Origin of the sequence: Pseudoduganella sp. R-34, from assembly GCF_049904655.1 — a bacterium.
GTDB lineage: Bacteria > Pseudomonadota > Gammaproteobacteria > Burkholderiales > Burkholderiaceae_D > Rugamonas.
The window spans coordinates 4549623-4570029 of sequence record NZ_CP184572.1 but is presented as its reverse complement, the minus strand read 5'-3'; the positions used below and the strand labels follow the sequence as shown (position 1 = coordinate 4570029).

The following is a 20407-nucleotide window of genomic DNA, read 5'->3' as shown; positions in this document are numbered from 1 at the left end:
CTTATGACTACCAATCATCCTATCGTCGCGGGCGCGATGCCCGCCGACCCTTGCGCGCGCTTCCTGGTGCGCAATCATCATCCGCAGAACGGGACCATGCTGGGCTTCTGGCTATATCTGATGAGCGATTGCCTGATCTTCGCCGTGCTGTTCGCCGCGTATGCGGTGCTGGGACGCAGCTACGCGAACGCGCCATCCGGGGCCGAACTGTTCGACTTGCCGCTGGTGGCCATCAACACCACGCTGCTGTTGCTGTCATCGATCACCTATGGCTTTGCCATGCTGGAGATGCAAAGGCAGAAGCTGAAGCAGGTAATGGGCTGGCTGGCCATCACCGGGGTGCTTGGCGCAACCTTCGTCTTTTTCGAGCTGTTTGAATTCATCCACCTGGTTCAGGAAGGCGCCGGGCCCCAGCAAAGCGGCTTCCTGACCGCGTTCTTTGCCCTGGTCGGCACCCATGGGCTGCACGTCGCCTTCGGCATCGTGTGGCTGGTCACGCTGCTGTTCCAGCTGAAGAAGCATGGCCTGTCGCCGGAGAACCGGCGCCGCCTGATGTGCCTTTCGCTGTTCTGGCACTTCCTCGATGTGGTCTGGGTCGGCGTGTTCACCTTTGTCTACCTGATGGGAGTGCTGCCATGAGCGAACACCTGCAGCACGATCCGGCGCACGGCAGCCTGCGCGGATACATCATCGGCTTCGTACTGGCTGCCATCATGACCACCGTTTCCTTCTGGCTGGTGATGGGCAATGTGTTCGTCCACTCCAGCACGGCGGCCTATGTCCTGCTTGGCCTGGCCGTTGGACAGATCGTGGTACACATGGTGTGCTTCCTGCACATGAATGCCAGGTCGGAAGGGGGCTGGAGCTTGCTGGCACTCATCTTCACCTTCGTGCTGGTGGCGATCATGCTCAGTGGCTCGCTCTGGGTCATGCATCACCTGAACAGCAACATGATGCCAGGCATGACCAATGGCATGATGCACCATACGCCATGAAGGCTTCCCTGGCGAGCGAGGACGGCGCGGCCGGTGCCGCATCCACCGTCGCCGGCAACATCTTGCACGCCTCCGGACGGCAGAACATGCGGCAGTTGATTGCACTGCGCTGGCTGGCTGTGCTGGGGCAGGGGGCGGCGATCATGGTTTGCAGCGTAAGCTGCGGCGTGCCGCTGCCGCTGCCTGCCATGCTGAGTGTGCTCGGATGCCTGGCCGTCTTCAATATTGCCAGCGTGCTGCGCTGTCGGGGCGAAGCCGCGGTTTCGAACGGCGAGCTGCTGTGGGCACTGTTGGCCGACGTCGCCTGCCTGACGGTGCAATTGCACCTGAGCGGGGGCATCTCCAATCCGTTTGCCTTCCTGTATCTGCTGCAGGTGATGCTCAGCGTGCTGCTGCTCGACCAGCGTTCGAGCTGGCTGGTCGTCGGCGCCAGCACCGCCTGCCTGGCCGCGCTGGCGGTCTTTTCGCGGCCGCTGGAGCTGCCGGCGGACCTTGGCTCCGGCATCTTCAGCTTGTACATTCAAGGCGTGTTGCTGTGCTTCGTGCTCATCGCAGGACTGCTGGTGATGTTTACTGGCCGCATCATTTGCAACCTGCGCCGCACTGCCGGCAAGCTGGCCGACCTGCGCCAGCAGGCGGTAGAAGAGGAGCATGTCGTCCGTTTGGGATTGCTTGCATCCGGCGCGGCGCACGAACTGGGCACTCCGCTGGCGACCATGGCGGTCATTCTGGGCGACTGGCGCCGGATGCCGGAATTCAGCAGCAATCGTGCATTGCGCGCAGAGCTCGGCGAGATGGAAGCGCAGCTTCGACGCTGCAAGACGACGGTCAGCAGCATCCTGCTTTGCGCAGGCCAGACGCGTGGCGAGCTGTCGAGACCCACCACCATCAATGCCTTCCTGTCCGGCCTGGCAGCGGAATGGCGCATCGCCAGGACGGTAGCGGACTTCGAGTTCGACAACCGGATCGGGCGCGATGTGCGTATCGTTTCCGATTCCATCATAAAACAGACCATCTGCAATCTCCTGGACAATGCTCTCGAAGCCTCGCCGCAATGGCTGCGCATGGAAGCAAGCATCGACGGCGAAATGCTGGCAGTGCGGGTGACAGACGCGGAGCCTGGATTCACTGTCGCAATGCTGGCCCAGTTCGGCAAACCATACCACTCCAGCAAAGGGCGCGAGGGCGGTGGACTGGGACTATTCCTGGCCATGAACGTGGCGCGCAGGCTAGGCGGAACGCTGGCGGCCGCCAATCTGGGCCGGGGCGGGGCCAAAGTCTGCCTGCGCCTGCCTTTGGCGGCGATTACGCTGGAGGAGCTCCATGACAACTGATGCCGGGCGCATCCTGCTTTTGGTGGAAGACGATGCCGCATTTGCGCGCACGCTGGCGCGTTCGTTCGAACGCCGCGGCTACCAGGTGCTGCTGGCGCAAAGCCTGGACGAGGTCTGCGACCGGCTGGCGTGCCATGCGCCTGCCTATGCCGTGGTCGACCTCAAGCTGAAAGGCCACGCGACAGGCTTGTCCTGCGTGCAGCTGCTGCGCCGGCGTGATCCCGCCATGCGCATCGTAGTATTGACTGGCTTTGCCAGCATCAATACGGCGGTGGAAGCGATCAAGCTGGGCGCGATCCAGTACCTGTCCAAGCCTTCCAACACCGATGAGATCGAAGCGGCACTTGGCCACGTGGCCGGCACTACGGACATTGCGGCCAGTAGCCGTGCCACTTCTGTCAAGACCCTGGAATGGGAGTATATCCATGCGGTCCTGGCCGAGACAGGCTACAACATCTCGGAGGCGGCGCGCCAGCTGGGCATGCACCGCCGTTCGCTGGTTCGCAAGCTCGGCAAACAGCGGGTCAAGTAGTGGATCAAGCAGCGGGAAAGTTCCATCGCAGTCCGTAAATCGGTCCGGGAAAGTAGCTTGCTCAGGCACCGCCCGGCATGCGCAGCCTAGGATGGGTTGAACACTGCAACCCAGAAAGGAATTCCCCAATGTGCCAGCATCATTCGAAAGCCGATGGCCGAACTGCGACCGGCGCCATCTTGCTCGCGCGGCTGCCGGAAGCCGGGCGGTCGCCAACGCAGCCCGCAGCGATGCCGCAGGACAGCGGCAAGGATCACGTCCAGGTCTTGATCAAAGACGCCTGCATCCTTACCATGGACAACCAGATCGGTGATTACGCATGTGCCGACATCCTGATTGACGGCGACACGATTGCCGCTATCGGATCCGGTTTGGCGCAATGTATCAGCGCCCCGGTCCAAACGATCGATGGACGCGGCAAGATTGTCGTGCCGGGCTTCGTCGACACCCACCACCACCAGTTTGAAACGGCGTTGCGCAGCAGCCTGGCCGACGGTATCCTGTCCGGCGATCCGGCGCAGCCGGAATACCCGAACTACATGGAGCGCATCCTGGGCCGGCTGGCGCCTGCCTACCGCCCGGAAGATGTGTATATCAGTGAGCTGTATGGCTCGCTGAGCCAGCTCGATGCCGGGGTCACCAGTGTACTCGACGTGTCGCAGATCCACCATTCGCCGGAACATACCGACGCTGCCGTAGCAGCTTTACTCGACGCCGGACGGCGGGCTGTCCTGGGGTATTTTGAGGGGCAAGGCCTGGCTTGCAGGTACCCGCATGACATTTTTCGCCTGCAGCGCGAATACTTCGCCGGCACGCAAAGCCAGGTCACGCTGGCGATGGGCGGCGAAGTCTATCTGCCGGAATGGGAGCGCGCCTGGCAGCTCGCGCGTGAACTGGGCCTGCAGATAGTCTTCCACTGCGTAGGCGGCATGGGATCGCAGGCTGTGATGGACGATCTGATTTCACGCGGCCTGCTGCGGGACGATAACCTGATCATTCATATGACCGGTATCAACCAGCCTGCCTGGAAAGCGGTGGCCGAAGCCGGTGCCGCCATCTCGTTGGCGGTGCCGATTGAAATGGCAATGCGCCACGGCACGCCGCCACTGCTGCACGCTCAGGCGGCAGGCATCATGCCATCCCTGAGTTCGGATGTGGAATGCACCATGACGGCCGACTTCTTCACGCAAATGCGATGCGCGCTGACGCTGCAGCGTGGCCTGGTCAACGAGTTGGCACTGGAAGGCGATCATACCTTTGCTCCCGTGTCGGCACGGGAAGTGCTGCAGTGGGCGACCATTGGCGGCGCCCGGGCGCTCCGGCTGGCGTCGCAAACCGGCAGCCTGAGCCCTGGTAAGCAGGCCGACCTGATCCTGCTGGACAGCGAAGCCTTGAACGTCAGCCCCCTCAACCATGCGCCGGGTGCGGTAGTGACCTTGATGGAGCGCAGCAACGTCGACACCGTGATGGTGGCCGGCCGCATCCGCAAGTGGCAGGGACGGCTGGTCGGCGTCGATGTGCCTTCGTTGACGCGCAAGCTGGAAGCTTCGCGCGATTACCTGTTCGAGAAAGCTGGCCTGGCGCGAGTCCTGTTCTAAGCAGGCAACGCCGCCGCTGCTTCATTCGGTCCGGGAAATCGGCGCGCTGCAGCAGCGGCGCGACGCTTCGCGCAGCATCGGATCGTCGGCCTCGTCGCAGGCCATTTCATGAGGCAGCGAATCAATGAGGAAAGTAATGCTAGCGCTGGCGGCCAGCGCATCGGCAGGGACCGCGGCGGCCGGGACGGGCGTAGAACTGTATGGCGTGATCGACATGGCGCTGGTGCATGAAAGCGGCGGACAGGCGGCGCTTACCAAGCTGACCAGCGGCGTCGAGTCGGGCTCGCGTTTTGGACTGCGCGGCAGGGAAGATCTGGGCGGCGGCAGCGCCGCCGTCTTTGTGCTGGAAAGCGGTTTTCGCGCCGATACCGGCCAGGCGGGGCAGGGCGGCCGCCTGTTTGGGCGCCAGGCTTACGTCGGCCTGGAAAGCCGGCTGGGCACGGTCACGCTGGGGCTGCAGCTCACGCCCCAGTACCTCGCCATGGCGGCCGCCGATCCCTTCGACACCGGTATGGCGGGCGATACCGAAAACCTGATGGGCTTCGCCGGTACCATGGAAAGTTCGGTCAAGTACGCCTCGCCGAGATGGCACGGGGTGAACGTGGAACTGGCTTATGCCAGCGGTGACAAAAGCGGCCAACAGCGCGGCGGCCACGCGGCCGGTGGCGCTTTTTCCTATACCAGTGGGCCTCTGGCGGTGCACGTGGGCCACCATCGGCGCAGCAATCCGGCCGCCCCGCCGCCCGAGCCGGACCAGGAGCCAGCCAGCAACACGCTGCTGGCTGCCGTGTATGACTTTGGCGTGGCGAAAACCCATATTGCAGTCGGCAGGGACAAAGGTCCGGACAGCACGCAGATGCGCGACAGTGCCAATTCCTTCGGCTATGCTGTCCCGCCAGGGCCAAGCCACGACAGCCGCAGCATCATGCTGGGCCTGTCCATTCCCCAGGGCGCAGGCATATGGATGGCTTCCTGGCTGCGAAAGCACGACAACACCATCGGCCGCCAGGATGCTACGCAGCTGGCGCTTGGCTACCGGTATTACCTGTCGCGCCGCACCGATGTGTATGCAGCCTACGGCCATATGATGAATCGCAACGGCGCAGGCTACACGGTCGGCAACGCCACAGGCAACGGCAGTGGCGACCGAGCCTTCAATCTCGGTCTGCGCCATACACTCTGAATTCGAAACCTTCAGTTTTCTTTCTTTATCGCGAGCTTGCCCGCCGAAGTCAAGCCCCATTTGGGGCCAGTTCCGGCGGGCGAAGCGCGCTGCTGGTCCACGCGCTTCATCACCATCACTCAGTCTTGGTCGGATCAAATCCGTACTTGAAGCTGACGTCAATCTGGATCCCATTGCGACCGGGCCCGAGGTTCTCGAGATTCCATTTCGCGACCTTTTCCTTCAGCCCATGCATGTATTCATCCATGGCAAAACTACATGAGAGACAAGGTGGAAGTCCGGTATGAAACTTGATATCCATGCGAAGCTTTTTCTCTGGATTGTTGACCGAGGCGCTATCAAGTGAAGCAACGCTGTCCATGAATTTCCTCATGTTTGCTTCAATGTTGGGTAGAGCCTTGTATTCGGTGTCGCCGTCGCGGGGAATGACGATCGGCTGTTGGCCTTCCCTGGGTCGACCAGCCGCGTTCATTGCTCCCAGGTTGGACACGGCACCGGCGTGGTTTCCTGCTCCTGGCAGCAAATCAAGTTGATCCTTGAATGCATACGATCCGCTGATCAATATGCGTGGCTGGGCGGTCACACCTTGAACCGTGGCAGAGTCGAGCGTCGACTCTCCATCGAATGCGTTCATCGTGAACGCCGCCACATTCCTTCCTTTGACCTTGTTTCTTCCAACCTTAACCAGTTCGGACGGATTCTCAACGTTGAATATTTCTTGGCAATTAATGCCAGTCTTGACCGAGTTGTACCTTTCCTTCACGAGCTGATCCAGCTCTGCAAATTCGGCATCGGTACCTCTCTGAATATGGTGTTGCTCGAGATGGTTGATATTGCGCTGTATCTCCGTCCTTTCTTTTTCGTCAGTCGATGCCGCTTTCTGGCGTTGTAATTCCTCTACCAGTTGAGCTTTATCATATGCACCAGCGTCGCATAGCCTACGCAATTGTTGACCAGGCGCACGCTTGGTTCTCGCATTGCCGATGCGCGGCGCGCAGGAAATTTCGTTATAAGCCTGGACCGTGTGCGGACTTGCGTGGACTGCATGCAGACGCCCTTCTTTGTTTTTGAGGTGGTAAAGTGCGCCATCAATTTTGACAACGAGAATCTCTTTCGATCCGATGGAAAAGGCCGCCACGCGCTCCCAGCGGAAAGGCAGCACATCTCCTTCGGGGCCTATGGCGCGCAGCATCGGAACTTTATACGAATGGATGCTGCCGGCCGGTGGCGTCACAACGTCCGAGCCATCGGGCTGGGTCAGGCGGTAGTGGGTCTTCTCCGACGTTGGAGCGCCGTCCTCAACGTAGCGAATGATGCCGTCTGCGTGGCGGCGCGTGTCGCGTTTCAAGACGGTATCTGAGTTGCGATAAGCCTCTCCCTCGTTCGGGCGGGCGCGGCGCAAGCCCGGTCCATCCAGAACGCGTACGTCGGTGCCGTCGCCATAGTAGCTGGTCTTGGCCTGTCCCAAACGGTCGATGGCGACGGCATCGGGCTCGCGCTGCCGATAGCCGGACGAACCGGGCCTGAGGGTGAGCGTGTGCAAGTCAACTTCGGCGAAGCGAGGAGCATCGGCGGCGCCAATCTGGCGCATGAATTTACGCCGGTCTGGATCAAAGAATATACCGCCTTCCTGGCCGCCGCTTGCCTTCAGGTAGCGCTTGCCATCCGATCCCGTAATCAGCATCCCGTGCGGCAGGTCAGCGCCGTCCCGGAGACGTGACCCATCGGTTGTCAGCTTTGCGAGCGCCTCAAGTTCTTTCGCATCCCGGAATCGCTGGAACGCATGTCCATAGCCCACGCTATTCAGCTTCGCGCTTAGATCGTTCGAATCGGCCGTGCTGAGGCCATGGGCCCGCAGCCGGTCACGGAACTCGTTCTTCCCCTTCATCAGCGCATCCACGAAGACCTTCCTGGGTCTCTTCAGGCTCTTGAACTTGACGCCGTGCAAGTTTCCAACGGCCTTGCCCCACTTTGCCGCCTTATTCATGAGCGTGCGCTTGCCACCCAACATACTCACAACTGCGCCACCGCACTGCAGACCGATTATGAACTCGTCGGTCGGGAAGGGATTGACATAGCTGCTGGATGGTGTCGTTCGTGGCGGTCGGGCGCCAACAGGATACTCATAGGGCTCATTTTGAACACGCGGGTCGGTAAAGGCGTCGCGGACTCTGTTGACGCAGCCGTATAGTGGCAAGCCCTCGACGTAGGGCTTGGCGTGCAAGCTGCGCTCAGCATTGAGTTTGTGTGCCTCGAGTTTCTGGGTCCAGCCAAGCTGGGAGAACACTTCCCTGCGCACTTCATGCGGCGTACCGGGGAAACGCCGCTCGATACCGAAAGTGCCGCTGCGAATCTGATCCGGCGCTCGTTCGAAGAACTCCGCGGGATGATTTTTTACGTAGAACATGGCTTGATCCTCGACAGTGTTCAGATCATGATCAGCGATGTCCTCGATGCTTGCGGCCATGGGAGTGAGCGAGGCGTGCCTTCCGGCATCGAACGCAAGCCTGTAAGGCTGAGGCTGGTTCGCGCCATCTGAGCGCAACATCACGATCATGATGTTATCCGGCGATTTGACGGTGTGCGATCCCATCTGTACTTGAGGCTTGAGAATTGCTTCTGGCTGGCGATGAAGCCCGAACAACAAGTCCAATTGCGCATGCGCACCACGTTCGACTGTCTTGAAATAATCCCTTGCGCGCTGATCGTATTCTGCAAAAATGCGCTCGCCGTCGATGGTGACTTCCTGGCCTTGAGCGGCGAGTCCGCCATGAGGCACTTCGATCAGGAAAGTTCGCTGTCGATATGAGTTACCGTCGGAACCGCGGCTGTAATGGTTGCCATGGGCGAATGCGTCCAGCAGGGTCTCATTACGGACGACGCGGTTGTCGAAACTGACGGGCCGTACCGGGTATTTGACGGTGGTGACACTTTCGGGCCGTCCCGAGATATACTGTTCACCGAACACCGCTGCAATCTCAGCCAGGGATGGAGGCGGGTCAACCAGGGCTGCCCGGATCTGTGCAAGTTTCTGATCGCGGACGGCATTGGGACGTTGCTCGAAGTCTTTCATGATGTCGGCAAGGACGGTGTCGTCGGATTTTCCCTCCGCACCGTAGGCCCCGGTCAGGAGCGCGAAGTCGCTTGCCATGTGATGCTGCCCCAACGCGCCCAGATCATCGTTCATGAATTGGGTAATGATGGTCTGCGCCGCTGCGTCCATTTCCTTTTCAGACCTGATCGGGATGTTTGCGGCGCTCAATGCTGCATAGCCGACCCGATAGTTCAAATGCCTGTCATCGGCCCATTGCATCTGTTCCAGTACGGATTCCGGGACTTGGCGAAGCGTAGGATCGAGCTGGTCAATGAGGGCGAGGGTAAAGGCAAGCTTGCCCTGCTCGCCCACCGGCAGCTCTCCTGCACAACTGGCCAGCATGGCCGCCTTGGCCTGGGCACATGTCTTTCCGTTCAGCTGATCCTTATGTTCCCTGAACCACTGGGCGGGACTTTTTCCGAGAAGGCTGAGAATGAAGCTGTCGTCCCCTGCGGTCTTCAGCTTCCAGTCCGCTTGCAATGTCTGAAGAAGTGCTTTCGCCGCGCCATGCGTCTGCTGATGGGTGAGTACATGCAGACGTGCATTGCGGTGGCGATGGTGGTGGTTGCTTGGGGTTGTGGTGTAGCGCAGCTTCAGGACCTCCAGTTCGAGCAGCCGATCGAGCTTAGCAGCAAGACTGCTGGCATCGGTGGCATTCGATCCCTGGAATGGTGGTGGTAGCTCGCCACTGCCTCGTTGAACATGAAGTCGCTGGACTTCAGCTTCGGTGTCGGCGATGTGCTGATCGAGCAGCGTTTGCGCGTCGCGTTGCAATTGCACCGGGTCGCGCGGTGCTGGTGCATTCAGCCGCGAATAGGCTTCAAAGTCGTTTCGGAAAACCGTTTCGTTGGCATGGACGGTTTCCAGCGGCACTGAGAACAGTTCGTTGGTTTGCGCGGTCGCGTCGCTAGGAGCAAGTTCGCGGCGCTGCCGTGCTGACGCAGAAGCATTGTCAATGATGGCGTGCTTGAAATCGATATAGTCTGAGTAAGTTGCCTTCGGGCCGGTGTGCTCGCCCTGCATTTCGCCAGGCTCATGTTCGGTTTCAATGGTCACGTCATCATCGCCGGCCTCGTCGGTTTGTGCGTCAACCACGTTTTCGACCGGTTGTGCGGTACCAGCGGTGCCGATCTGCGATAGAACCGCGGCCCCTGCCGCGATAACTGGATTGCCAGTCAGGGCCATGGTAGCCCCGGCCACCAAGGCGGTCTTCGCAACCTCGGTTGCGGCCTCCTGCCAGCCCTTGCTTTGCTCGTTGGGAGTCTGTGCCGCTGGCTGCGGCTCCTGATGTTGTTGCTCGTATGCTCGCGCCTCTTGCAGGCGTTGCTCGAAGATGGCGGTTCTTCCTTGCGCTACCGTCGTGGTTTGTGGCCCTGTAACCTGCTGGCCTTCGAGCATGCGTTGCGCTTTGAGCCGAAGCACCGGCTCGAATTGGGCGCCTAATGCCAAGCCCGAAAATATCACGGCAGTCGCTTTTTGCTTCAGGCCCGGTTCAGGCTGTGGCCGGCTGGAGTATTCGTCATCGACTTCTTTCTGCTCTCCATAGGCCTTGGCAAAAGCTTCCTGATAAGGCCCATGGTTGTGGCAAAAGTGCTCATAAATATCTTGACGGAAGCGATTGATATCTTCCTGACGCACTTTGTCATCGCGTAAGCCTTGTGCATCGGCGATTAATGCCCTGAAAATGCTCGATCCGTCCGGATCGGAACTTACATTGGGCGGAGTGGGACCGTTGTCAGTGGCCCAGAAGCGGGCCTCCTCATCCTCCCCCTGTTGGTAGACACGGAGCACATCCTTGAGTATGCCTTCCTTCGGCGGAAGGTCGTTTGCCAGCCCGACGTCGGCCACATGGATGCTTTTGCCGAGCATGTCGGCAATACCGTGCAACAGCACAGGCATCAGTGATTCGGGAATGGGGGCGCCAGGGGTCAGCAGACTGTCCAGCAGGTCCGGTCGGATCAATTCGCCAAAGCCGTGTTTGAAGAATGGCGCAAAGACTTCGGGAAAATCCTGCAGCACCGTCGCACGACTGGAATGAACGGATCCAAGCGTTTGCCAACTTCGGAATTCTTCGAGTTTCTTCTTCAGTCCTTTAGGATCTGTTATCCAGAAGCGGGGAATCCCTGGATCCTTCTGATCCAATTTACTCGCATAGATCCAAAACATCGTCTCTTCGTGTGGCGCATTGCATCCCGACGGCGGTGGCAAGGTAGGCACTTTACCGCCGCTATTCGTTGAATTATCGTTTGCCGTACTTCGTTCGCCGATGTTGTTGGCCCGGTTCGACGCGATGTCGGGATTGGGCACAATGATTGAGAACTTCACTTTGTTTATTCCAATGAGTTAATGGCATGCCTTGGGAATTCCCAAGGCTGCCGGTGCTGGATTGATCAAAAGTTGCGCTGCGCCGGAACATTTTCCGGATGAGTAAGGGCTGGGCGCATAATGAAGTGCGCGCTACAGGATCAACGGTTCGACCGACGTCGCGCTGGAATGGATGCGGAGTTGCTCAGTACGCATTTTGGGCCGGGAGCTGAGGGAGCGCCAATGACGGTTAAGGTCCCAAGCAGGAGGCCGCCAGAGGAGGGGGCGCGGGAAGAGGAAATCATGGGCCAGCCGGGTGCTGGCCGTGACTGCGTTAGCCGTGCAGCACCCGCTGGGCCAGTGCGGTCAGATCGCCGACCGTGTCGCCATGGCGCGCCGCAATGGCCGCGAACTGCTGTTCCAGGACCAGGAACGCATCCAGCACGTCGGGATCGAAGTGACGACCGCGTCCCTGGCGCATGATCTGTAAGGCTTCTTCATGCGACATCGCCGGTTTATAGCTGCGCCTGCTGGTCAGCGCATCGTAGACGTCGGCTACGGCCATCAGGCGCGCCGACATCGGAATCGCATCCCCTGCCAGGCCTTGCGGATAGCCGCTGCCATCCCATTTTTCATGGTGCGACAAGGCGATTTCTTTGGCGAAGGCGAGGCAGGGCAGTGGATGGCCGAGCTGCGCTTCAGCTTGCGCCAGCACGTCGTAGCCGAGCTTGGCATGGGTGCGCATGACCGCGAATTCATCGGGCGTCAGGCGGCCTGGTTTGAGCAGCACGCGGTCGGGAATGCCGACCTTGCCGATGTCGTGCAGCGGCGCCGACTTGACCAGCAGTTCGATGGTTTCATCGCACAGGGTTTGGGCAAAGCGCGGATGATTGCGCAAATATTCCGCGAGTAGCCGGACGTACTGCGCCGTACGCACCAGGTGGCTGGCCGTTTCATTGTCGCGCGCTTTGACCAGGGAAACCAGCATCAGCAGCGCCAGATCGACATCGGTGCGTACTTCGGCGGCATTGTTTTCGGCCTTGACGGCGGTGTATTCGATATAGGAGATTCGCATGGCAGCCCGCTCTTCAATTACCTGCTGAGGTCGACTGTGGGCGCATCAACGCCGGACGCCATGCCGGATTGATGTCCCTTGGCCTGGGAGCAGAAACAAATGGTGCGCTTTCCTGCTTGATCTTGAACACGGCGACCAGGGCCGCCAGCCGGGCAGCTTGCTCTTCCATCGATTCGGCTGTGGCGGCAGCTTCTTCCACCAGTGCTGCATTCTGTTGCGTCACCTGGTCCATTTGAGCAATGGCCTGGCGCACCTGTTCGATGCCTTCGGCCTGTTCGCCGCTGGCCGCGCTGATACTGTCCATGATGTGTGCCACCTGCTGTGAGCTGCGCACGACTTCTTCCATCGTTGCGCCAGCTTCGCCGACCAGGCGTGTGCCCTCATTGATCTTGCCGACAGATCCCTCGATCAGGGTCTTGATGGCTTTGGACGAAGCGGCCGAGCGCTGCGCCAGGCTGCGCACCTCGGATGCAACCACGGAAAAGCCCTGGCCGTGTTTGCCTGCGCGCGCTGCCTCCACGGCAGCGTTCAGCGACAGGATGTTGGTCTGGAACGCAATCTCTTCGATGATGCCGATGATGTCGACGATCTGTTTGGCGGACGCCTGGATCTCGCCCATGGTCTGCACAACTTGGGTCACCGCAGTGCCGCCCCTGGTCGCCAGTTCGCAGGCATCGTGGGCCAGCTGGCTGGCCTGCTGCGCGCCGGCGGCATTCTGCCTGACTGTGTCGGTCAATTCATGCATCGAGGCTGCAGTCTGTTCCAAGGCCGCTGCCTGCTGCTCGGTACGCGAGGACAGGTCGGCATTGCCGGCCGAAATCTGCTTGGAGGCGGAAGCGATCAGCGAGGTGCCGTCCAGTACATCGCCGACCATGCTGGTCAGGGAGCCGTTCATCTGGCGCAGGGCTTGCAACAGCTGGCCCGCTTCGTCGGCACTGCGCACCTCGATGTTGCTGGTAAGGTCGCCGGCGGCCACCGTTTGCGCCACTTGCACTGCTTCGCCCATGGGTTTGGCGATCGAGCGCGTGATCCAGTAGCCCAACCCCGTGCCCAGGATGGCGCCGAGCAGCAGCACGGTAATGCTTTCGATGTGGACTGCGGATGCAACGGCCTGGCTGTTTTCGAAAGCCTCGTGGCCCAGCTCTTCGTTAATATTTACCAGGTCGCTGAGCAGGTCATCCGCGACCTGGAAGGTGGACGCGACCGCGCCGTTCAATTGTTGCTGGGCGTCCGATTGCTGGCCGGCGATGGCCAACTGCTCGACTTTGCCGGCCGCTTGCAGGTAGGCGTCCCAAGCGGTTTCGAATTGCTGCAGCAATTCCTTTTCTTTATCGGTCAGGAAAGTCTTACGGTATTTGTCGAGCAGTCCGTTCATTTGCCCGGCATGCTTGTCGAGTTTGCTGCGCGTGGTGGCAATGGCTGCCGCATCGCTGGCGGTGACCACTTCGTACAGGGCTCTATGATGATAGATCGCTTGCATATTTGCATTGGCGACATCCTTGATCGGCATCAGGTTGTTTTCGTAGATGCCTTTGAGCAGGTCGTTCATCCTGCCGGTGCTGTGCAGCCCTTGTCCGGCAACGACAACCGCCACCACGATGGTCAAGCCAAACCCCAGCGCCAGCTTGTGGGCCAGCCTCATATTTTTGAACATGATTTTCTCTCTTTGTAATCAGGAATACGGGCGGCGAAACAGGCGCCCAGATAGACGAATTGCATGGTATCGGACCGATGAACGCCAGGCGCAGTCGGTCCTGAAAATAGGACTTAGTTACTTTGGCCACCTTCCCTGGTCCTAGATTGGGCGCTGACGACCGGGGTTAGGCGGCACGTCAGTAGAATCGGACGACCATCCATTCTTGGCCTTAATAAGATGTTGAAATATAAACTTACGTTACCCAAAGGGAGCACGCGTACGGTGAGCGACGAGCGCGCGGAAATCATTCGCGATGCCGTGCTGATGTTGCTGGAAGAGGTCGGCGACGCCACGCCAGCGGAAATGGCACGGATCTTCGACGTACCGGTAGCGAAGCTGCGTTTTCACTTGAAGGTGTTGCACGCGGTCGGCGAAATCCGGCCTGGCCCGCGGCGGCCAGGGTCGATCGCCTGTACCTGGCGGATCGCAATCGAGGAGGAGGAAGAAGTCGACGTGATCGAGTGTCGCCGCAGTTGGGTCGCTGCTGAGCAGCAGGGCAAGGTGAGGCGCGATTCGCTGGTGGCGGCGTTGTTTGGACCGACAGGCAAGGCTGGCAGCATTTGAAACTGCCGCCCTGCTGAAAAACCAGGAGCCCTTGCGCTGATGCGCAGGCCCCTGGTTTTTTCTGGAGCGGCCTTGCTTACTGCTTCTGCAGGGTGCCGGTCAGATTGGCCAGAGGGATCAGGCTGGTGCCGTACTTGCCCTCCTTGACCTGGTCGGCAGAGGCGGCGAAGACCAGGCTGGGCGCTTTAGCGCCGGGCAAGGTTGTCAGGGCTGCCATGCCGTACAGGTGTGTCTTGCCGCCAGTGCTGTCCGGCAGGCTGCACTGTGGGCCTTCGGCGTGCATTTCCAGCGCATAAACAGCCGTCTTGCCGGTGCCGACGCGGATGCTTCCGCGGAAGGTACAGCCAGGCATATTGCCTTCGATGGCGGCCTGCGTGGTGGCTGTGGCCGGGTCGGGCCACTTCTTGATGACGACCGAGGGAACAGGGTCCCCTGCTTTGGCCGCCACGCCAAGATAGTTGCCGTACAGGGGCGTGAGTTGCGGGGCAATGGCGTTGTCCGCGCTGTAGCTGAAACTGTAGTTGTTGAGCACTTGGCCGGCATCGTTGTACAGGTCGCCCATCAGGGTATTGGCGGGATCAATCTTGCCGCGCAGCGCGTTGTAGTGCGCGCCGCCCCTGGAATATACGTCGGCTGCGATGGCGCCCTTGTTGATGCGCATGCTGCCGCCGCGCAGCACGTCGTACTTGTGCTCGGCGCTTGAGCTGTAAATGAAATAGAAATTGGCGGGCCCATTGGCGATGGGCGTGTCGTTTGCCACCAGCGCGAAGGCGGGCAGGCCGTTGCCCGCCTTGCCGATCCAGATACCGTTTGCCACGCCCTGCGAACCATCCATGGCGATGTCGGGAGGCATTGGATTCTGCGGGACGTCGGTCATGGTGCCCGCATCCACGGTGTCGGCCTTGTCGGTTTGCGTTTCGGTGCTGCTGCCTTCTCCGGCAGGATCGGTCTGCGTTTCGGCGCTGCTGCCGTGCTGTACCGGTTTGGTCTGGGGCGTAGGACTCTTCTGCGGAGCGTCGCCGCCATGGCCGCCGCCACCGCAGCCATACAGGGCGAAGCAGAACGGCAGCAAAGCGGTCAACGTGTACTTCTTGTATTTCATTGTTGGTTCCTATGTGATTGGGATGCTTGCGTCAGCCTCTCGACGAGGCTGGACTCCAGTATGCAAAGCCACTGGCAATTGGCGCGCGACGGTAATCAAAATCAGGACCAACTAACTGCTTGCGGTGCCGCGCTCGCTGGCCGGACGGCGATTGAACATGATGGCCGCCAGCGCCGCCAGCGCCACCGCACTTTGCGCGAGCATGGTTTGCAACGTGGGGTAGAGCCCCAGCATCTCCAGCCGCGGGCCGGCTACCAGACGCACGCCGACCCAGCCGGCTTCTTGGAGTGCAGCGATGCCTTTGCCCGCCAGGACCACTGCCAGGACGGCGACCACGACCGAGGTGAGGGCGAAGAACTGGCGGATCGGCAGGCGGGTGCTGGTTCGCAGCAGCACGAAGCTGGCTGCGGCCAGCAGCGCGGCAGCGCTGGCGAACCCTGCCAGCAACGCGGTGCCGTTGCCGTCGGCCAGCAAGGCCGAGTAGAACAGCACAGTTTCGAAGACTTCGCGGTAAACCGCCAGGAATGCCAGCCCGAACAAGGCCCATGCTGAACGGCGCGACAGGGCGGCCGCCAGCGTGGTGTCGATGAAATGCTGCCAGCGCCCGGCGCTGCTTTTGCGGTGCAACCACATGCCTACGCTGAGCAGGACCGCGGCGGCCAGCAGCGAACCCAGGCCCTCAGTCAACTCGCGGCTGGCGCCGCTGAATGCCACCAGCCAGGTGGCTACCGCCCAGGTGATCAGCCCGGCGAGCAGGGCGCTGGCCCAGCCCGCATGGACGAAGGGCAGCGCTTGCTCCTGGCCAGCCTTCTTGAGGCAGGCAATCATGGCTACCACAATGAGCAGCGCTTCCAAGCCTTCGCGCAGCAGGATGGCGAGCGCGCCCAGGAAAGTGGCCAGCGGGGTGGCGCGCGTGGCGCTGCTGGCAGCTTCGGCCTGATCGATTAGCTCGGACAATTGGGCGGCGCTGGCATCGGCCTGGGCAAGATCGCCGGCAGTGAGGGCGGAACGGTAAGCCAGCATTGCGCTCTCAAGTGCTGCCAGCAGGGACTTGCTGCGTGCGGCAAGCACCGGCTCGGCCGGTTCTACGCCGTCCAGGTAGGCCGACAAGGCGAGCCGTAACGCAGCGGCGCGGTCGCCGCCATGCAGGGCCGCCCGGCTTGCGTCAAGCAGCTGGCGCGCCAGCGCCAAGCCCTCGGGCTGGCCGGATTGGATGGCGGCGGGTTGGCGCCGCAGGTAGGCGGTGAGCGCCTGCGCGGCAGCGTCGCCCACCTCCTGGGCCAGTGCCGACTCGCTAAGCTGGCTGAGCGTGGCGAGGTCGGGAACGCGCTGTGGCGTGACGGAGCGGCCCTGGCGCCACAGCTGTTCGCCGCGCTGCGCCATGGCCTGGTCATATGGCAAGGTGCCGGCGAAGAAGGCCAGTGCCCAGCGGTCCTGGGCGGGCAGCTCCTTGAACGCCGGCATGGCAGTCCCGGGTACACCGAGCGACACGATCTGGTAGAGCGCGCCAAGGCTGCGCAGCTTCGCACGCACCGGATCGTTCAAAGCCGTTGGCGCGGGATTGAGCGTGGCGGCCAGCGGCCCGTCGCCGCCACCGCGTTCCCCGTGACAGGCGATGCAATGCCTGGCATACAGTTCGGCGCCGCGTGCGAGGCTGGGCCGTAGTGGCGGCGCGATGGGAAACGGATAGGCCGCCAGCAGCAGCCTGTTGGCTTCCTGCGCCAGGCGCGCCACGTCGGTTGCGCTGGCCCGGGTGCCGATGGCCGTGCGCAACTTTCCGATGGCGCTTGCGATGGCGGCTTTGCCGGCATGAGGCGGCAGCGACTGCAGTTGCTGTTGCGCGCGCGCCGCAAAATCGACCATCTCGGCATACTCGCTGGCGCTGGCAAGTGCGCCATTCTCCACGGCGCCACCGTAGTCGACCGCCACGTAATCGAGCAACTGCCAGATTTGCCGGGCGCCGTCGCCGCCGGCCTTGGGCGTACTGGCAAACGCAGCCGGGGCGGCCAGCAGCCAGACCATCAATAGGGTACGCCAAATACTCAAATTACCTCCTGCTGCATGATGGAAGAAGAGCGTCGTCTGGCTGCCGGCTTGTGGTGCGAGGGTGGCGGACGCGGAAAAATGCCTGCCTTAGCTACTGGCCTCCGTGCGCAGCGCCAGCGCGGCCTGGCGTCGCGCCAGGACGGCGCACGGCATGATGGCCGCACTGACAAGCAGCATGAAAACGGGTTGAAACATGGGCTGAGGCCGGTACAGTGCGCTCAGCAGGCCGAGGCCGGCCGACAGCATCAGGTAGTAGGCCAGCCCGAATAGGGCACCGGCCGTGCCTTGCACATCGCGATAGCGGCTCAGGGCCGAGGCCAGGACGTTCGGAATGGCGCAGGCAAATGCGAGCACCAGCAGCATTTGCGTGCCGAGCATGGCAAGCGCCGCCGCCAGCGGGTGGCCAGCGGCCGCAGTCATTGCCATCCATTGCAGCGCGGACGAAAGCAGGGCGCCCAGGGCGGCCAGTGCGGTCAGATGTGCCGGGCTGTGCCGCAGCAAGCCGCGGCGATTGAGACGTGCGCCCAGGCCCCCGGCGACAGCAATTAGGATGCCGCTGGCGCCGAACATCCAGTCCGGCATCTGGAGCTGGTTCAGCGTGAACGGTGCGATCGTGTAATAGCCGAACAGGATCAGGTTGAAGCCGGCCACCAGCCACGCTGCACTCCACAGCTGCCGGTCGCATGTCATGCGCCATGCGGTAGGCAGCAAAGGCGCGGGCGCCGCGGCGTGCGCGGGGCGGGTTTCCGGCAGGCTGGCTCCGCACAGCAGGAAGACCAGCGACAGCGCGGCCAGGCAGACCAGCACACCGTGAACACCGTAACGCGACGCCAGCATGGCGCCCAGCGGCGGCCCGACCGCCGGCGACAGGGCCAGCACTGCAACGATGGTGGAAAACACCGCCGCCAGCTGGGCGCCCTGGAAGCGGTCGCGCAACATGGTCTGGACCACGATGGAGCCGCAGGCAGCACCGAAGCTTTGCAGTGCGCGTGCCAGCAGCAGCGTGCCGAAGCTGCCTGCCGCCAGGGCCAGCAGCGCGGCCAGCGCATAGCATGCCAGGCCGGCCAGCAAGGCCGGACGCCGCCCCTGCAGGTCGGACAGGCGGCCCCAGAAGAGAACGCCGACAGCGAAAGCGGCGAAGTCGATGCTGACGGCCCACTGCGCCATGCCCGGCGCCACCGCGAACGCGGCGGCGATCCTGGGCAACACCGGCGCATAGATCGTTTCGCTCAACTGGGGAAAGGCGAGCAGCAACAGTACGGCGGCCATGGCGGCGCGGGAAAGTGGTTTGCCGTTCATGCGGCGCTTAGTCGTTTGTTGGCGGGAAACAGGCGCGCCAGCGCAGCGTCATTGAGCGCTTGCAGCAACTGGTGGCGGCGCCGCGCTTCCGCGCGTTTTTTGGACGGGACGCTTTCCAGGTGCAGTGCGGGCAGGGGCAGGCAGGGCAATTCAAAGTCGCCATCGGCGCGCCCCCTGGCGCCCATCTCCCGCCACATGCTGTCGTAATCGGCCTTAATCCTGCCGCGGCGCACCGAGCCGCGCGCCACAGTGCGGTTGTCGTTGCCGACCAGGCGCAACTGCTCGCACTCCAGCACCAGGCCGAATTGTTGGACCAGACGCAGCAGCAGGTCGCGCGGGCGCAGGCCGTACAGGTTACGGGTGGCGCTGCGCACCAGTTCCAGACCATCGGCGGCGGGGCCTTGTGCGCAGCCGATGGCGACGCAGGTCTGGCCGTTGTCGCGTAAGAAGGAAAATGCGACCGTATAGACCGGACCCTGCGCGCTGCGCAGCCGCAGCGCCAGCTCGCCTTCTCGCTCCATCACCGCCACCGCGCACAGTTCGATGGCGTAAGGCGTCTCGTCCTTGCCGACAAAGCGCACCAGCGTGACTGGCTTGCTGGCTGCCTTGATGAGCAGCGGCGCCAGGCCATGATTGCAGATGATACGGTAATGGCCGGCCAACGCTTGAAGGCGGGCGGCGCGGTCCAGCCGGCGGCTGAACCACGGCCGGAACGGCTTTTGAACCAGGTGCGGGCTGGTCAATGCAAATTCCCGCATCGGGTAATCGTTCAGCAGGTCGAGCCAGCGGCGCATCAACCGCGGCGTGGGGAGACAACGCAGCTCCAGCTTGAGCAGGGCGCACAGACGCGACAGCCCCATCTTGCCGGTCACGGCAGTGCGCAAACCCACGGTTCGGGTCGGCCGTTCCTGCGGACGCATGCGCATTGCACAGGCGCCCGACACCAGGCACACGCCGAGCCAGGCGCCGCTGACGCAGAGTGCGGACAGCACTTCGCTTGGGTATTGGGCGCCGACGCAGACCCGGCTCACGGCGACCAATGCGATCAGCAGCAAGGCAAAACCGGCGACGGCGGCGCGCTGCCAATTGGGGGGCCGGCGCCCGGCCAGGTAAGTACCGCCAATGCCGATGAGCAGGATGGTCATGGCGGTAGCGCCACCCGCAGGCTTGATCAGTGCCAAGCCGAGCAGCAGGGCCGCCAGCCAGGCGCGCCTGCCCCTCAATAAGAAATGCAAGGCCAATGGCAGACTCAGCAAGGCAATGGCGGGCCCACTATTGACATGGCTGAGCGTGCGCAGCAATGGCGTTAGCCATGGCGCCGTGTGCTGTGTGAGCCAATAGGCGACGCGCAGATCGAAACGCGGCAGCACGCCGGAAATGTGTCCCAGTCTGGACCAAGCGGCAAAGTAGGCGGCGGCCAGCAGCAACAGCAGCAGGCCCGTGAATTCGGCCCAGCTGTCGTCGGTGGTGGGGCGATTGTTAAGTTTGTTCATGACTGGTTCCACAAGCAAATCGGCCCGGCACACGGCAAGAGCGCGAGCAGCGGCTCTGGCGCGCATGCAGTGCGTGGGGACGGGATGCAAAA

Annotated in this window: 14 protein-coding genes; 7 read left to right on the top strand and 7 right to left on the bottom strand. The window is 62.0% G+C overall.

Annotation, left to right across the window (positions count from 1 at the left end; translation table 11 throughout):
- Positions 1–36: 36 nt before the first annotated feature.
- The 6 genes from cyoC (at position 37) to ACN9MW_RS20720 (ending at position 5642) form a co-directional block, all read left to right on the top strand.
- On the top strand, positions 37–639 hold the full coding sequence (cyoC, locus tag ACN9MW_RS20745; RefSeq protein WP_426172259.1) for a cytochrome o ubiquinol oxidase subunit III: 603 nt from the start codon (positions 37–39) through the stop codon (positions 637–639).
- A complete protein-coding gene (gene cyoD / locus ACN9MW_RS20740) occupies positions 636–995 on the top strand; it encodes a cytochrome o ubiquinol oxidase subunit IV (RefSeq protein ID WP_426162426.1) in 360 nt (119 codons plus the stop codon). Before cyoC ends, cyoD begins: the two co-directional genes overlap by 4 nt.
- Complete coding sequence (locus tag ACN9MW_RS20735; RefSeq protein ID WP_426162425.1) at positions 992–2329, top strand: ATP-binding protein; 1338 nt, start codon at positions 992–994, stop codon at positions 2327–2329. The genes cyoD and ACN9MW_RS20735 overlap by 4 nt, the downstream gene beginning before the upstream one ends.
- Positions 2319–2861 carry a response regulator transcription factor gene (locus ACN9MW_RS20730; protein WP_426162424.1) on the top strand — a complete coding sequence of 181 codons (543 nt, stop codon included), beginning with the start codon at positions 2319–2321 and terminating at the stop codon, positions 2859–2861. Before ACN9MW_RS20735 ends, ACN9MW_RS20730 begins: the two co-directional genes overlap by 11 nt.
- 128 nt (positions 2862–2989) lie before the next feature.
- Positions 2990–4459 carry an amidohydrolase family protein gene (locus tag ACN9MW_RS20725; RefSeq protein WP_426162423.1) on the top strand — a complete coding sequence of 490 codons (1470 nt, stop codon included), beginning with the start codon at positions 2990–2992 and terminating at the stop codon, positions 4457–4459.
- A gap of 124 nt (positions 4460–4583) precedes the next feature.
- Positions 4584–5642: a porin gene (locus ACN9MW_RS20720; RefSeq protein ID WP_426162422.1), complete on the top strand. Its 1059-nt coding sequence runs from the start codon at positions 4584–4586 to the stop codon at positions 5640–5642.
- A 115-nt stretch (positions 5643–5757) separates the two neighbouring features.
- Here ACN9MW_RS20720 and ACN9MW_RS20715 read toward each other — a convergent pair whose 3' ends face one another.
- The 3 genes from ACN9MW_RS20715 to ACN9MW_RS20705 all read right to left on the bottom strand — a co-directional run bounded on the left by ACN9MW_RS20715 (position 5758) and on the right by ACN9MW_RS20705 (position 13769).
- A complete protein-coding gene (locus ACN9MW_RS20715) occupies positions 5758–11061 on the bottom strand; it encodes a hypothetical protein (protein WP_426162421.1) in 5304 nt (1767 codons plus the stop codon).
- Between the two features lie 313 nt (positions 11062–11374).
- Positions 11375–12115, bottom strand: coding sequence for an HD-GYP domain-containing protein (locus ACN9MW_RS20710; protein ID WP_426162420.1), 741 nt, complete (start codon positions 12113–12115; stop codon positions 11375–11377).
- A gap of 13 nt (positions 12116–12128) precedes the next feature.
- Positions 12129–13769, bottom strand: coding sequence for a methyl-accepting chemotaxis protein (locus tag ACN9MW_RS20705; RefSeq protein ID WP_426162419.1), 1641 nt, complete (start codon positions 13767–13769; stop codon positions 12129–12131).
- A gap of 264 nt (positions 13770–14033) precedes the next feature.
- Between ACN9MW_RS20705 and ACN9MW_RS20700 the strand changes: the two genes are divergently transcribed.
- A complete protein-coding gene (locus ACN9MW_RS20700; protein ID WP_426162418.1) occupies positions 14034–14375 on the top strand; it encodes a hypothetical protein in 342 nt (113 codons plus the stop codon).
- 76 nt (positions 14376–14451) lie between these two features.
- On the opposite strand, the gene ACN9MW_RS20695 is transcribed toward ACN9MW_RS20700, so the two are convergent.
- The 4 genes from ACN9MW_RS20695 to ACN9MW_RS20680 all read right to left on the bottom strand — a co-directional run bounded on the left by ACN9MW_RS20695 (position 14452) and on the right by ACN9MW_RS20680 (position 20315).
- Positions 14452–15477 carry a hypothetical protein gene (locus ACN9MW_RS20695; protein WP_426162417.1) on the bottom strand — a complete coding sequence of 342 codons (1026 nt, stop codon included), beginning with the start codon at positions 15475–15477 and terminating at the stop codon, positions 14452–14454.
- Between the two features lie 111 nt (positions 15478–15588).
- Positions 15589–17499 carry an FTR1 family protein gene (locus ACN9MW_RS20690; protein ID WP_426172257.1) on the bottom strand — a complete coding sequence of 637 codons (1911 nt, stop codon included), beginning with the start codon at positions 17497–17499 and terminating at the stop codon, positions 15589–15591.
- Positions 17500–17610: 111 nt separating this feature from the next.
- The gene (locus tag ACN9MW_RS20685) at positions 17611–18822 is read right to left on the bottom strand and encodes an MFS transporter (RefSeq protein ID WP_426162416.1); all 1212 of its coding nucleotides are present in this window, start codon (positions 18820–18822) and stop codon (positions 17611–17613) included.
- Positions 18819–20315 (bottom strand): DUF535 family protein, encoded by a 1497-nt coding sequence (locus tag ACN9MW_RS20680; RefSeq protein WP_426162415.1) that lies wholly within the window; start codon positions 20313–20315, stop codon positions 18819–18821. The genes ACN9MW_RS20685 and ACN9MW_RS20680 overlap by 4 nt, the downstream gene beginning before the upstream one ends.
- Positions 20316–20407 lie beyond the last annotated feature (92 nt).

What these genes read in the sequence shown, in the direction of transcription:
- cyoC (WP_426172259.1), top strand. Translation starts at nt 37, where the DNA reads ATGCCCGCCGACCCTTGCGCGCGCTTCCTGGTGCGCAATCATCATCCG.
- cyoD (WP_426162426.1), top strand. Translation starts at nt 636, where the DNA reads ATGAGCGAACACCTGCAGCACGATCCGGCGCACGGCAGCCTGCGCGGA.
- ACN9MW_RS20735 (WP_426162425.1), top strand. Translation starts at nt 992, where the DNA reads ATGAAGGCTTCCCTGGCGAGCGAGGACGGCGCGGCCGGTGCCGCATCC.
- ACN9MW_RS20730 (WP_426162424.1), top strand. Translation starts at nt 2,319, where the DNA reads ATGACAACTGATGCCGGGCGCATCCTGCTTTTGGTGGAAGACGATGCC.
- ACN9MW_RS20725 (WP_426162423.1), top strand. Translation starts at nt 2,990, where the DNA reads ATGTGCCAGCATCATTCGAAAGCCGATGGCCGAACTGCGACCGGCGCC.
- ACN9MW_RS20720 (WP_426162422.1), top strand. Translation starts at nt 4,584, where the DNA reads ATGAGGAAAGTAATGCTAGCGCTGGCGGCCAGCGCATCGGCAGGGACC.
- ACN9MW_RS20710 (WP_426162420.1), bottom strand. Translation starts at nt 12,115, where the DNA reads ATGCGAATCTCCTATATCGAATACACCGCCGTCAAGGCCGAAAACAAT.
- ACN9MW_RS20705 (WP_426162419.1), bottom strand. Translation starts at nt 13,769, where the DNA reads ATGTTCAAAAATATGAGGCTGGCCCACAAGCTGGCGCTGGGGTTTGGC.
- ACN9MW_RS20695 (WP_426162417.1), bottom strand. Translation starts at nt 15,477, where the DNA reads ATGAAATACAAGAAGTACACGTTGACCGCTTTGCTGCCGTTCTGCTTC.
- ACN9MW_RS20690 (WP_426172257.1), bottom strand. Translation starts at nt 17,499, where the DNA reads ATGGTCTGGCTGCTGGCCGCCCCGGCTGCGTTTGCCAGTACGCCCAAG.
- ACN9MW_RS20685 (WP_426162416.1), bottom strand. Translation starts at nt 18,822, where the DNA reads ATGAACGGCAAACCACTTTCCCGCGCCGCCATGGCCGCCGTACTGTTG.
- ACN9MW_RS20680 (WP_426162415.1), bottom strand. Translation starts at nt 20,315, where the DNA reads ATGAACAAACTTAACAATCGCCCCACCACCGACGACAGCTGGGCCGAA.